Origin of the sequence: Microcoleus sp., assembly GCF_041354475.1 — a bacterium.
Taxonomy (GTDB): Bacteria; Cyanobacteriota; Cyanobacteriia; order Cyanobacteriales; family Microcoleaceae; genus Microcoleus.
The window spans coordinates 12,754-26,473 of sequence record NZ_JBGJZU010000082.1 but is presented as its reverse complement, the minus strand read 5'-3'; the positions used below and the strand labels follow the sequence as shown (position 1 = coordinate 26,473).

The 13,720-nt window shown below is 45.3% G+C and carries 12 protein-coding genes and 1 pseudogene; 9 read left to right on the top strand and 4 right to left on the bottom strand.

The window, feature by feature from the left end; translation table 11 throughout:
* Positions 1 to 171: 171 nt before the first annotated feature.
* The 3 genes and pseudogenes from ACBR23_RS23640 to ACBR23_RS23630 form a co-directional block, all read left to right on the top strand.
* A pseudogene (locus tag ACBR23_RS23640) lies at positions 172 to 297 on the top strand (hypothetical protein); the annotation flags it as partial.
* Between the two features lie 10 nt (positions 298 to 307).
* Positions 308 to 1,057 carry an aldehyde dehydrogenase family protein gene (locus ACBR23_RS23635; RefSeq protein WP_371120093.1) on the top strand — a complete coding sequence of 250 codons (750 nt, stop codon included), beginning with the start codon at positions 308 to 310 and terminating at the stop codon, positions 1,055 to 1,057.
* A 157-nt stretch (positions 1,058 to 1,214) separates the two neighbouring features.
* Positions 1,215 to 1,559 carry a DUF779 domain-containing protein gene (locus tag ACBR23_RS23630; RefSeq protein WP_341737728.1) on the top strand — a complete coding sequence of 115 codons (345 nt, stop codon included), beginning with the start codon at positions 1,215 to 1,217 and terminating at the stop codon, positions 1,557 to 1,559.
* Positions 1,560 to 2,089: 530 nt separating this feature from the next.
* Here ACBR23_RS23630 and ACBR23_RS23625 read toward each other — a convergent pair.
* Positions 2,090 to 2,641 (bottom strand): DUF2854 domain-containing protein, encoded by a 552-nt coding sequence (locus ACBR23_RS23625; protein ID WP_371120101.1) that lies wholly within the window; start codon positions 2,639 to 2,641, stop codon positions 2,090 to 2,092.
* A gap of 202 nt (positions 2,642 to 2,843) precedes the next feature.
* On the opposite strand from ACBR23_RS23625, the gene ACBR23_RS23620 reads away from it, so the two are divergent.
* From ACBR23_RS23620 to ACBR23_RS23605, 4 genes are all read left to right on the top strand, one after another.
* On the top strand, positions 2,844 to 4,037 hold the full coding sequence (locus ACBR23_RS23620; protein WP_371117094.1) for an RNA-guided endonuclease InsQ/TnpB family protein: 1,194 nt from the start codon (positions 2,844 to 2,846) through the stop codon (positions 4,035 to 4,037).
* 272 nt (positions 4,038 to 4,309) lie between these two features.
* Positions 4,310 to 4,570 carry a hypothetical protein gene (locus tag ACBR23_RS23615; RefSeq protein WP_341734173.1) on the top strand — a complete coding sequence of 87 codons (261 nt, stop codon included), beginning with the start codon at positions 4,310 to 4,312 and terminating at the stop codon, positions 4,568 to 4,570.
* A gap of 295 nt (positions 4,571 to 4,865) precedes the next feature.
* A complete protein-coding gene (locus ACBR23_RS23610; RefSeq protein ID WP_341737725.1) occupies positions 4,866 to 5,033 on the top strand; it encodes a hypothetical protein in 168 nt (55 codons plus the stop codon).
* 94 nt (positions 5,034 to 5,127) lie between these two features.
* A complete protein-coding gene (locus ACBR23_RS23605; protein ID WP_371120094.1) occupies positions 5,128 to 5,313 on the top strand; it encodes a hypothetical protein in 186 nt (61 codons plus the stop codon).
* Here the strand turns inward: ACBR23_RS23605 and ppk1 are convergent, their stop codons facing one another.
* From ppk1 to ACBR23_RS23590, 3 genes are all read right to left on the bottom strand, one after another.
* Positions 5,314 to 7,494, bottom strand: coding sequence for a polyphosphate kinase 1 (gene ppk1, locus ACBR23_RS23600; protein ID WP_371120095.1), 2,181 nt, complete (start codon positions 7,492 to 7,494; stop codon positions 5,314 to 5,316).
* A 357-nt stretch (positions 7,495 to 7,851) separates the two neighbouring features.
* The gene (locus ACBR23_RS23595) at positions 7,852 to 11,928 is read right to left on the bottom strand and encodes a HEAT repeat domain-containing protein (protein ID WP_371125691.1); all 4,077 of its coding nucleotides are present in this window, start codon (positions 11,926 to 11,928) and stop codon (positions 7,852 to 7,854) included.
* A gap of 70 nt (positions 11,929 to 11,998) precedes the next feature.
* The gene (locus ACBR23_RS23590; RefSeq protein ID WP_371120102.1) at positions 11,999 to 12,205 is read right to left on the bottom strand and encodes a helix-turn-helix domain-containing protein; all 207 of its coding nucleotides are present in this window, start codon (positions 12,203 to 12,205) and stop codon (positions 11,999 to 12,001) included.
* Positions 12,206 to 12,296: 91 nt separating this feature from the next.
* Here ACBR23_RS23590 and ACBR23_RS23585 point away from each other — a divergent pair, with 91 nt between their 5' ends.
* Together ACBR23_RS23585 and ACBR23_RS23580 are read left to right on the top strand one after the other, a co-directional pair.
* Entirely contained in the window at positions 12,297 to 12,767 is a 471-nt protein-coding gene (locus tag ACBR23_RS23585; RefSeq protein ID WP_371117098.1) for a hypothetical protein, read from the top strand.
* A 104-nt stretch (positions 12,768 to 12,871) separates the two neighbouring features.
* Positions 12,872 to 13,549, top strand: a complete 678-nt coding sequence (locus tag ACBR23_RS23580) for a MotA/TolQ/ExbB proton channel family protein (RefSeq protein WP_371120097.1) — start codon at positions 12,872 to 12,874, stop codon at positions 13,547 to 13,549.
* Positions 13,550 to 13,720 lie beyond the last annotated feature (171 nt).

The window sequence follows — 13,720 nt, the reverse complement described above, 5'->3', positions numbered from 1 at the left end:
ACCGTTTGTGTAGGGCAATGCAATGGTTATAAATCACCCCAGCAGCATTAATTGTGCGCTTGAGGTGTCTATTCCGTTTGTGTGCGTAGAGTTTAAACTTCAGTGTTTTCATGCTAGTATTCTACCATAGGTTGACAGCAATATGACGGCCTTAAAAAATTAACGGTTCGGTGTTCTAACGAAGAGTATGAAATACTTTTGAAATATTGCGAGAAATCGGAGCGCACTCAAAATGACGTGCTTAGAGAGATGATCCGGAAGTTAAAGAAAAGCCGTCCTACAAGGACGGGGCTTTAGACCCAATTTCTTGGTAACCCTAGAATTAGGCGGCAAATCCCCCAACATTTTCTGTGAAGACATCTGCGCCAAAGACGACGATTTCCTCGACAAAGCCGTCGAAGGATTTGTAATGTTCGCCTTCAACCAAGGAGAAGTTTGCACCTGTCCCTCTCGCGCCTTAATTCACGAATCAATCTACGACCAATTTATCGAAAAAGCCCTCTCCCGCATCCGCCAAATCAAACAAAACAACCCCTTAGACTCCACAACATCCCTAGGCGCACAAGTATCCATCAACCAAATGGAAAAAATCGCCGAATACGTCAAAATTGGCCATGCAGAAGGCGCCGAATGCCTAATTGGCGGCGAAAGAAACATCTTATCTGGGGACTTAAAAGAAGGCTATTACTTCCAGCCCACAGTCTTTAAAGGTGACAACAAAATGCGGATTTTTCAAGAAGAAATCTTCGGACCAGTATTAGCAGTCACCACCTTCAAAGACGAAGCCCAAGCCTTAGAAATTGCCAACGATACACTCTATGGTTTAGGCGCAGGAGTTTGGACTCGCGACATCAACGCCGCCTATCGCATGGGCCGCGCCATTCAAGCCGGTCGCGTCTGGACAAACTGCTACCACCTCTATCCAGCCCACGCAGCATTCGGCGGCTACAAATCATCTGGAATCGGCCGCGAAAACCACAAAATGATGTTAGACCACTACCAACAAACCAAGAACTTGTTAGTAAGTTACAGCCCCAAAGCTTTAGGTTTCTTCTAAAATTTTAAAGTCCAGAAAGGAAGAAGCAAAAAAGACCAACTTAAAAAATTACTCAACTCCTTCTTCCTCTCTGCCCTCTGCGCCCTCTGCGCCCTCTGCGGTTAATAAAAACAGCTAATTCAAAAACGAAATAAAACTGCTAAACAAACAGACTAAAATGGAAACAATCGCCAAAGTCACTGCCACCCAAACAGCCTTAAAATTAATCAACTATCTCAAAACCCAACACGGAGAATTGATGTTTCACCAATCCGGTGGCTGCTGCGATGGTAGTTCCCCCATGTGCTTTCCCAAGGGCGAATTGATAGTTGGTGATGTGGACGTATTACTCGGCGAAATAGGCGGTTGTCCTTTCTATATCGCAGCACAGCAATACGAATATTGGCAACATACGCAGTTAATTATAGATGTAGCATCGGGACCAGGAGGCAGCGATTTTTCCCTAGAAGGGCCGGAGGGAGAACGTTTTATTACTCGTTCCCGCTTAGCAAGTCAATGCTAATTAAGTTTGGTTAGCCTCATTTTGGCACTATAGCAATCTTATTTCTCTTGAACCGCAGAGGGCGCAGAGGGCGCAGAGAAAGAGGCAGCCGACACATAATATTTATCTTGACAAATTAGCCGTTTTTTGCTAATTGTAATTTGTTTAGGGCTGACGCATTTCTTCAATAAATGAGATGCCATCAAAAACGCCATCTTTAAAAGCTTGAGTGCTACGAACTCGGTGATTTTCTGCCAGTAATGTCATTGTTTCCATAAAAGTAATCAGTGCGTTATCTTGGGTTTTTGTGGCGCGAAAGCAGATTGTTTCTTGGCCAGCATCCCACGCAATCGCAGCAAAATCGCCAGATAAACTCCCGATGTTCCTGCGCCGATAATACCTATCCTGCTGTTTAAAGAAACCATCTGTACCTCTTGTGATTTAATCAGGAAGTCGTTAGTTATTAGTTATTAGTTATTAGTTGGTTGCAAGGCCCAATTCCCAAGGCCCAAGGCCCAAGGCCCAAGGCCCAACTCTTCTCTTTAACTAATTTAAGCTTTCGCATCAGTAATTAAAGCCAATTCGATTTGGTCTTCAGCGGTTTTACTCACTTTTGCGTGTAAACCAGGACCGAAAAAAGTAGCTATTTTTGCCTGTTTTTCTTCCCAGAGTTCCAGCGGGATTAAGGGGGAATGAAACTCTAGAATTAATCCATAGGCACCATCGAGAGAAACTTCCCGTAACCCTTGCAGCATCGGTCTTTCCTCGTCGGTAGGGGCCAAACCCAAGCGTTCCAGAGCATCATCCAAGTGAGCCGGTTGACCGTAACGAAATCGGGTAACATCTTTGCGAACTTGGTTTTGAGTCTCCGTGGCCTGGTGTTCTCTCAGGAGTAGAACTTCAGGAGTAGTGGGTTCGCTAAACTCCGCAGGTTCGAGTTCCGCAGCTTTGAGGGCTAAACCCCCCAGCAACAGTGGAATACCATAAAAAAAACCCGCCAGATTTAGAGTCGGTCGGTCTGTGAAGTAGGCGCCGAAACCGACTGCTGCTAAAATACAGCCCACAACTAAGGCTAAGTTTGCTAAAGAAATTTTACGGAACATATCAGTCAGGTAGTTAGCTGCAAGCAATAAGATACTTTTATTATTATCAGTCAAAAAGTCTTGAATAAATTCAAAATTTTACCAAAAGATTGGGTCTAAAGCCCCGTCTTTATAGGACGGCTTTAATTTTCCAAGTGTAAAGATTCTCAACTATTGCAACTTTTATAGCTATAATTGCCCATAAGCGTGATAAGATCGTTCCATGATTGTACTAGAGTTTAAGCTAAAAGGCAAAGCACAGCAATATCGGATCGTAGACGAAATGATCCGCACAGCTCAGTTTGTCCGAAACAAAGCTCTTAGCTACTGGATCGACAATCAAGCGGTTAAATTGTCAGACCTGTACAAACAATGCGCCATCATGGCGAAAGAGTTTGAATGGGCCCGAAAACTTAACTCAATGGCGCGTCAAGCTTCGGCTGAGCGTGCCATTTTTGCGATCCAACGCTTCTTTGCTAATTGCAAGGCTAAAAAGCCGGGGAAAAAGGGATATCCGCAATTCAAAAAGTACACTCGTTCCGTTGAGTATAAAACATCAGGCTGGAAGCTTTCTACCGATAAAAGATGTCTGACATTCACGGATGGCTTTGCTGCTGGAACGTTTAGATTGCTTGGCAGTCGGGATTTACATTTTTATGCACCTACCGAGATTAAGCGAGTCAGGGTTGTGCGTCGTGCCGATGGCTACGGAGCTCAGTTCTGTATTAACGTAGAGCGGACCGAGGAAATAGTTCCTACTGGCAAGGCTATTGGCATAGATGTGGGATTAAACCATTTCTATACCGATAGCAACGGGGAAGCAGTTCCTAATCCTCGACATTTGCGTAAAAGTGAAAAAGCTTTAAAGCGGTTGCAGAAAAGGGTTTCTCGGAAAAAGAAAGGTTCAGGCAATCGCAAGAAAGCAATTAATAAGCTAGGCAGAAAACACTTAAAGGTTAGCAGGCAACGTAAAGACTTCGCCATCAAGACGGCGTTGTGCGTATTGAAATCTAGCGATTTCGTAGCTTACGAAGACCTTGATGTGAGGAATATGGTGAAGAATCATAAACTTGCTAAATCGATTAGCGATGCAGCGTGGTCGCAGTTTGCTCAATGGTTGCAATATTTTGGAAAGGTGTACGGTAAAACAGTGATTGCTGTTGCCCCTCAGTATACTTCCCAAGATTGTTCGAGTTGTGGAAATCGCGTTCAAAAATCGCTGTCAGTCAGAACTCATGTTTGTAGTTGCGGTGCGGTATTAGACCGAGACCACAATGCGGCGAAGAATATCTTGGCTAAAGGATTGAGACAAGCAGGAATTATGTTAAATACGGCGGGGCACGCCGAAATTAACGCTTGGGGACAGGCCGATCTCTACTCGTTGGTGGCGACATCAACGGGCAAATCGACTGGCTGAACCAAGAATCCCCGTGCGTTCACGCACCCGGAGTGTCAAACAAAATACCTGCAAAAACTGCTAAGCTCTAAGAGCGCGGGCTCAGATACATCCCACATCAGGTCTCTAGCTTCAAAAAAAATCTCCCGCTCGACTTGTCGCCAACACCTGTAAATATCCGTGTTCATGGTGTGTCTTTGGTTCCAGAAGGCGATCGATATCACCAGTATCATTAAATTATATAGATTTGGGTTGCGATCGACCCTCTTACCCTTTTAACCAATTTTTTAGACATGATAAAAGACGAAGACAAACAAACTCCTGGAGCAAACAAGTCGGTTCTAGAGCAAATTAACTCGCTCAAGCGCGAAGATGAAAGGCTTTACAACATCTTAGCCATAGATGTCTGGGCCTTAGCCAAGACAATGGATGAATATCAACCAGGGTTTTGGGCTGCGTTTATGAAAAATCGTGAAAAAGCTCTCAAGCGATTTTTAGCGGAAATGATGAAAAACAAGACCACAGATAGCAAACGTCCTCCTTTTTTGCGCTGATGTTCGCCAACTCTGGTGTTGCCGGCGCTAGGGTAGTGGGGGCCTAAAACTTCAAGTTCGTTGCTGAATTTGAAATTTATAGAAAAGGCTAATTGAGGGAAAAATAGCCACAAAATTCCTATATTGATGGAGTAAAAACACAACATTAATGGCTATATACTAGACAAGGTTAGAGATTTTGTTGTAAAATACAGAGATTCCAACCAATTCAATTTCATGGAATGTTTGAGGTTGATTTGGGAAGAATAACTACAAGAAAAATGCTGGTAATGTATAGGAAATAAGGGAAAAAACCATGGATGCACAAACAATCAAAGAGCGCGTAGCAGAAATCGAGAGCAAGCGGGAATCGCTAGTGCGACTACTAGATAGAACCGATTTGGGCGCCTTGAGAATAGATGTGAGTCAGGCGATAGAAGAAATTGATGATTTGTTAGAAGAATTCAAACGCACTTTTAGTTAAGGGGAATTGGGGATTGGGAATGGGGAATTGGGAGTTGGGGATTGGGCAACCCCCCCTGCCCCCCCCCAAGGGGGGAAAGAATTGGGGATGGGGAATGGGGGATTGGGAATGGGGAATTGGGAGTTGGGAGTTGGGAATTGGGAGTTGGGCAACCCCCCCTGCCCCCCCCCAAGGGGGGAAAGAATTGGGGATGGGGAATGGGGAATGGGGAGTTGGGCAACCCCCCCAAGGGGGGAAAGAATTGGGGATTGGGAATCAGCCAATAACCAATAACCAATAACTAATTCATTACCATATCCATCAAAATTTGCTGAGAACTCACTTCCGGGCAATTAACAGGTGGCCGTCGCTGAGAATAGTGACCTCCAGGCTGCAAATCCCAAGCTTGGCGGTTGTCCGCCAGCATCACCCCCAAGATTTCTTGCAACTCCATGGCAATTGTGGGGTCTTCCACCTGAACAATCGCCTCAACCCGGCGGGTGAGGTTCCGCTGCATCCAATCAGCAGAACCAATATAAACTTCCTCGTTCCCACCGTTGAAAAAATAAAACATCCGAGAATGCTCTAAAAAACGACCGATAATACTGATAACTTTGATATTTTCGCTGACACCTTCAATGCCGGGACGCAAACAGCAAATCCCCCGAATAATCAAATCAATTTTCACCCCCGCTTGGGAAGCTTCGTACAAAGCAACAATGATTTGAGGGTCCACTAAAGCATTCATTTTAGCGACAATGCGACCACAGGTACTGTGACCATTTTCAGTTTGCAAGCGACAAAATTCTGCCTCGCGACGAATCAGGGCCAAAAATCGATCGCGCATATTGACCGGTGCTACCAATAAATTACGATAAGATACCTGCCGTGAATAACCAGTTAAATAATTAAACAAGTCCGTCAAATCTGAACCTAAATCCTCCCGACAACTCAACAAACCCACATCAGTATAAAGTCCGGCGGTCTTGGGATTATAATTCCCAGTACCGATGTGGACGTAGCGCCGAATGCACCCGTCCTCTCGTCGTACCGCCATCAAAATCTTGGTGTGGGTCTTGAGCCCCACCAAACCGTAAACTACATGAACTCCGGCCTGTTCTAACTTGCGAGCCCAATTAATATTGTTTTCTTCGTCGAATCTAGCTTTGAGCTCTACTAAAACAGCTACCTGCTTACCATTTTGTGCTGCTTCAATTAAGGCACTGACGATCGGCGAATCACCAGAAGTGCGGTATAAAGTCATCTTAATCGCTAATACAGAGCGATCGCGCGCCGCCTCAGTAATAAACCGCTGCACCGTAGCAGCAAAAGAGTGATATGGATGGTGCAACATAATATCGCCCCGGCGGATGGCGGTAAAAATATCTTCCATCTCCTCAGAATGGCTGATGGACTCGTCAATTCTTCCGGCTTCCGGGTTTCGCAAACGGACAGGGACTACGGGACTCCATGGGGGGTCTTTCAGTTCCGGCACAGGCAGTCCGACAAAGGACATCAAATCCTTGAGGCCTAGCAGCCCTTCTACGACGTAAACATCTTGTTCTCCTAGATCCAACTCGTCCATGAGCATATCTCGCAGACCAGGTGGCATAATCGCTTGGATTTCCAGGCGTACCGCAGAACCTCCAAACCTGCGTTTGCGGAGTTCCTGTTCGATGGCTAGCAGCAAATCCTCTGCCTCATCTTCCTCCACTGTCAAGTCTGCATTACGAGTAATACGGAAGGGGTGATATTCCTGAATATCCATCCCCGGAAACAGGGCATCTAAATTGTGAGCAATTACCTGTTCTAGCGGCACCCCAGTCCAGACAGCAGATTTGCCTCTTTGTTGCCATTGCAAATCGGCCGGCAAGGGCAAAAACCTCGGCAAGACTTGCGGTACTTTGACGCGGGCAAACAATTCTTCCTGGGTATCCGGGTCCCTGACTACTACTGCTAAATTGAGGCTGAGATTGGAAAGAAAGGGGAATGGGTGACTGGGGTCAACGGCTAGGGGTGTGAGTACGGGGAATACTTGTTCTTTGAAGTAGCGATGTAGGTATGTGCGTTGTTCTTGATTGAGGTCTATGTAGTCGAGAATGTGGATGCCGCTGGCTGCTAATTTGGGGCGGAGAGTTTGCTCAAAATAGGAGTGTTGCTGGGAAACCATGGGCAAAAGTCGTTTGCTAATGGCATCTAGTTGTTGTTGGGGGGTGCTGCCATCGGAGGTGAGTTTGCGGACTTTTGCTTCTACTTGCTGTTTGAGGGCTGCTACTCGCACCATGAAGTATTCGTCGAGGTTGGAACTGAAAATAGCCAGAAATTTGAGTCTTTCTAGGAGGGGTGTGCGGGGGTCTAGGGCTTCGTGGAGGACTCGGTTGTTGAATTCTAGCCAGCTTTGTTCTCGGTTGAAGTAGTATTGGGGGTCACTGAGGTTGATTTCAGTGTAGTTTTTGGGGCTAGTCTTTTTTTGCTTGGACATGGTTTGGGAGGGTCTTGGGGAGGCTCGGTTGATGGCATCGGTAAATTAGTATTGTAGGTTAAAGGATTTGTTGATATTTGTTTTTGGTCGATCGCACGTTGTTGTAATACCTTTCGGGAAACGGCATTGCCCATAGGTGTCAACTTAAGACTCCAACCTTTAAGAAATCTCGCTTTTACCATAATCTCGATCCCCCTAAATCCCCCTTAAGAAGGGGGACTTTGAGTAGACTCTTGTCCCCCCCTTACTAAGGGGGGCTAGGGGGGATCGAGATTTAAGAGTCAAACAGCAATCTGTGACTGGGTTTAACGTTAATTTGTCCCGACGAAAGGCACGGTGGGGTGTCCGGCCTGTGAATCACGAACCAATCCCCGCAATCCAATTGTGCACCGCATTCAACAAATCATCTCCATCCACCGGAAAACCTGTTAACGGCCATTCCAGCGGTGTATCGGTAATCCAAGCGATATGAATTCCCATGTGAGTGTCGGCGAGTTTGCGGGTGAAAGATGAAAGCGCATCTTCGCAGGGACAGGAGTGCAAAATTAAGGCGATATGCTGTTTTTGGAGGCGGTTTTTGAGTTGCGGAATTAATCGCTTGAATTCGGGGGCGTTGCGAATGGCGGGGATGTCTGTATCTGCGGGGAAGATTGTTTGATATAGTTGGATACAGAGCTCTTGGGCGATCGCGCTTGGATCGGTTTCGCCTTCTAGGGCGCGAATGTTGAGGGGAACGACCCAGGTTTTATCGGTGGGTTGGAGTTGTTTGAGGAGTGTGGGGATGTCTGTATTTTGTCGGTGGTTGTCCGGTATTGGAGAATTGGTGGGTTGGGTGTGCCATGCTTGATAAAATTCTGGGTAAGTCATGTTTTGGGCACAGGCCCAGATGGCTTGGTAGCATCTTTCATAGAGATTAGAATCGTTTTCGCGGGCTTCGGAAGTTAGGCAATCTTTCAATCCTGAGAGTGCGATCGCGAAGTATTGACCTTTGATGATTTCCCCTAAGATATCTGCCGCTTGCCACCGGGCAATGTTATCCTCTGAATTTCTGATTAAATCGACTAAAGTGGCGATGGCATCTGGGTTATTTTTGCATATTTTCCCTAGGCTTACTGCCGCTCTCCTCCGGGTATTTTCATTTTGACAAGTACCGATTAACTCGACTAAAGATGAGAGCGCAACAGAGTTATCTTTGTAGATTTTTTCTAAGCTATTTACGACATTCCTCCAGGTATTGTCATCCTCAGAAGTACCAATAAGCTCGTCGCAATTATCAAAATTTGCGAGTGTAATAGAGTTATTTATTAATGATTTAGCTAAATCATATGCCAATTTAATCATGGTCTTTTCATTTAAAGAAGTACCACTAAGTTGATCGAAACTTGCAAGTAGAACTAAGTTGTTTGTGTCGATTTTTCCTAAGCTATTTGCCGCTGTTATCCGGGTATTTTGTTCGCATGAATTGCGAATTAACTCGACTAAGCCGGAGATTGCAACTGGGTTATCTTCACCTATTTCTCCTAAGCTTTTTGCCGCTTGCCTCCGGGTATTTTCATCCTGAGAAGTACGGATCAACTCGACTAAAGCTTCGATGGCAACTGGGCTATATTTGGCTATTTTCCCTAAGCTATCTGCCGTTTCCCTCCGGGTATTTTCATCCTGAGAAGTACGAAGCAACTCGACTAAAGCTTCGATCACAACTGGGTTATCTTTGCTTATTCTTCCTAAGCTATATGCCGCTAGCAACCGAATATTTTCATCACCTGAATTGCGGATTAACTCGATCAAAGAGGAGAGCGCAACTGGGTTATCTTTGTCTATTTTTCCTAAGCTATATCCCACTAGCCCCCGCCGGATAGGTTGATCGCCTAAATTTCGGATTAACTCGACTAAAGCGGCGATCGCCCTTTTCCGATCCGTCTCCTTCAGTATATCGCATGAACTGTCTGCCAGTGGATCTGGAAATGTTTGCCACTCCTGTTTTTCCTCATCAAAATAACCAAATCCCCACTTAACAATTCGCGACACAATCCCATCAGCAAGACTGCAATCCTTAAACTCAGCAATCCCCGCAGCCGCTAAAAAATACGCCTGATATCCATAAAATTTATCCCACCCAACCTTAAACTTAACCAACGCCTTAATAAACCCTTCCTTCTCCTCCTTCCCAACCTCCTCACGCCCCAACCACAGCAAAATAACCTCCTTCCACTGCTTCTCAAAAATGCGATATCGAGCATCAGGATGCTGCGGATTCTTAGGAAAATGATTCAAGAAAAAGTGCCAATCCTCAACCGCCAACGCCGCAAAATATTCCTGAAACGTCGGATGGTAAAAAGCATAAATCCCCTCCAGCGTCTCCCCATCCCTCGCCACTAAATTCAGCCAACCCAAACGACAAGCTAACTCAAACTGCGATGCACCCATCACCCGATATCCCACACTTTCTCGCAACTGAAACCGCGACGTTTCATTTAACATCCCAGCCAGTGCCAATTTCCCCAAAGCCGCATTCAAATCCTGCTGCTGACTCCAATTCAGGCGCGGTTTTTTCCACTGATACAAAGTAGTCACAAACCGCTGATAAAGTTTAGCCTTAGTATCCGGCAAATCCCCATCCAAGGATTGCCAAGTGCCGCACAATAGCGAACATCTCAGGGGATTTTTTACTAAATCTCGAATTCGCTCTTTTCCTGATGCTGCTAATGCTTCCCGTAGCTGTTGAGAAAGCACCCCCCCAGCCCCCCTTGCTAAGGGGGGAGCAAGAGTTTCATCTAATTCTGGTAATTGTTGAGAAAGCACCCCCCCAGCCCCCCTTGCTAAGGGGGGAGTAAGAGTTTCATCTAATTCTGGTAATTGTTGAGAAAGCACCCCCCCAGCCCCCCTTGCTAAGGGGGGAGCAAGAGTTTCATCTTCTCTTGTCTGCTCCCCATCTTCTCTTGTCCCCCCCCTTACCAAGGGGGGGTTAGGGGGGGTTCCAAACTGCGGGTTAGCGAGGGTTAAAAACCATTTATCAATAAACATTTCCACTTGTTCGGGATAGGAAAACTCCAGAGTGCGATAAGTATCAAAACTATCTAACGCAGAGCCGATCGCATCCCAGACATTCTGCCGACAACTTAGCACAATTCGCGCCCTTTGAATACAGCCCCCAGTCCTAATTTGCCGCTCAATTTCCGCCAAAGGATTCCCATCTCCCGCAGCCATCTCATCCGCCCCATCCAACACCAACCATACGCGATCGGCATTAAACTGTGCTAAAAAATCATCCTTAATTTCCGCCGTCGCCTCAGCCTTCCCAATTCTCTTAATTGCCGCCAACAGCCAATTATCAAATAAATAGGTTTCTAATTCCTTCCCCTGCAAATCTGCCAAGGATACCCAAATTACTATAGCCTCCGAAATGCCCGTCGCTACCCAATTCCCAATCTGCCGCAACAGCGTTGTTTTTCCCGCCCCCGGTTCCCCAATAATTCCTAACCGCTTCCCATTGCTTTTTGGGCTAATTCCTTGCTGGATTACTTGTTCGAGAAACTCGCTATGTTCAAATGTTTGAGTAACTTCTTTTTCTCGATACAAATCCGAACCTTCCTCAGCCCCAAGATTCTCCCGCTGCTGAGTCACTTTGTGCCGTTCCACCAATCCCAGCGGCACGTAAACATCATCAATTTGATGGTTGCCAAAAGTCAATTGATTGCTACTAAGTCGCTGCTGTTCTTTCTCGTCTAAAATCTGCTGGCAAATATCCCGCCAATCAATCGGCACGTAAGCAATCCGGCTCTTTTCAACTATCTCCTCCAGCCAAGCATACATCTCTTGGGTTCTGCTATCAATCCGCGTTAAACTCTGCCCGGTAAAAATCTGAAAAACTTTGTCATTTTCCTTGACTTCCTGAGCAAAGTATGCTGATAATAAATCAAATAATTCTTGCTCTAACTTAGTTTTGTAGGGTGCGACATCGCAATTTTCTAGGGCGACTGCCAGCAGTTTTTGGTTGAGTTTTTCAACCCGATTCTGTTTGAACTCATCTGTGGCAGTCAGCAGCAATTCTATCTCATCTAAACCTGCAATGGGAATCCCTGACGGGACTGTTTCTTTGTTAACTTGTTCTAATTCTAATTTGAGCTTTTCGAGCTTTCGTTTCAACCAATCAAAGTCCCTGCGCCTATCTTGCAGGGAATAGGCAAAACTCTCTCGGTTCGCTGTATTTTTGGGGTCTATTTCCTGTTTGCATTCTGAGGCGATTTGTTGTTGAGCTTTCAGGAAAGATGTTTTCAGTGCTTTTTCTAAATCGTGATTGACAATTTTTCCGTTTCGTGATATCTTTTTTATCCCGGTCAAACAGAGATGCTTTGCTGCATCATTGACTTGAGTGCCGAGAATGCCTTGCCAAGCGACTGTGAAAAGTAAGCCCAAGGTAATCGGATCTGACATTTGAGGGTGCTCCTGATGCGTTGCTGCAAGGGGGTTATTTTTATGATAGCCGATCGCATTTGGTGGCGCTCTACTTAACTCCTTCTTCAATAATCTCTACTACATCTTCTATCATCACGCCAAAAGCCCGCGCTAATTTGTCGATCGCCCTAAAGTCAACCATTGATATGGACGATCGCCTAGCATAGGTAGTAATTGTGCTGTATACTACACCAGAACGCTCAGCAACTTCTTTGAATGTCCAGCCTCTTTCGGCTGCTAGTTCTCGAACTCTGATTCTGACTCAACCCATACTTGACAATCAGGCAATTGCGTTCGATTATTGCTGCATCTAAAAAATTGACGTACCACCAGGATATGCAACTACCATGATATATGAAAATCAGTCAAGATCTTCAACGATCGCCGCATCTAAAATTATTCATAAGTCTTTAGTTGTCAATCCGCGATCGAGATTTGTGACTGAAGAAACTGTAGCGCTATTGTTCAACATCTCACCAGATCAGATTTATCGCATCGAATGTTGTCACAACATTGTATATGTTCACGCAAAAGGCTTGAGTCGTTTTGTCAGTTACGCCGATTTCCCCCCTATTGTGGGAGTAAATCCCCCCGTACCTCGCGATTATCTCGCCTGGTACAAACGCTGGAAATGCACGAAAGCACCTGTATTTTGGACTAAATTTTACACGTACAATTTTAAAGGGGCGGTTTCAGTTGACAGCTTGCGGGAGTGGGGCTTGGTGGTGGGTAGTGTTAAATCCGTAATTGCTGCTACAGCGCTTCAACAGTTGCGAGATGTTTATGCTGAGGAAAAATACTTGATGGAGAAATTTTAAAGTGCGATCGCCTCAAGGGAGTAAAAAAATAACTTAACTTTACGGAATTGCTCTCGTACCATCAGGAAGACAATAGCAACGGCGTTATCCAACCAAGAATCAATATGCTGCGTCTATTAATTTCCGGTGGTATTGTCATGGTACCGCTGCTAGGATTTTCTATCCTCGCAGCCACTCTCATATTAGAAAGACTATTCTTTTGGTGGCAAATACTCCGCCGTCAAGATGCAATTATCCGGCAATTTCTCAACTCCTATTCCCGTTTTCCTAAGTCGGAAGTAGTGAAAAAAAAGCTGATTCCTTGTCTTGAGAAAAATGCCGACCTTCCGGTGTCCCGCATTTTTTTAGCTGCGCTACAATTGCACCAGCCAAGTGTTGAAGATTTTCGTTTGGCTTTGGAAACTACTGCTCATGCAGAATTAGCTTCATTAAAACGCTTCCATACAGTTTTTGAAACAATTATTAGTCTGGCACCTTTATTGGGTTTATTAGGGACTGTTCTGGGACTAATTAACTCCTTTGCTGCGCTCAAAATTGGAGAGGTTGGTGGTGGTAGTACGGCTGGTGTTACTGGGGGTATTAGTGAAGCTTTGGTTTCTACAGCCACGGGGTTAATTGTTGCTATTTTTACTTTATTTTTTGCCAATTTGTTTCGAGGTTTTTATCAGCAGCAACGAGCTTTGTTTCTGGAGTATGGGGGTCAATTAGAATTGCTTTATCGTCAGCGGTTTGGATCGGAATTGTTTCACCGCAGAGGAACCAGAGAAAGGGGAGAGATATGAATGATTCTCATGAATACAGGATTTGATTTTAGCTACAAGTATGGAGATGTCTCATGGGCTTACTATCGGATTTTTTTACCGCAGAGTACGCAGAGGAACCAGAGAAAGGGGAGAGATATGAATGATTCTCATGAATACAGGATTTGATTTTAGCCACAAGTATGGAGATGT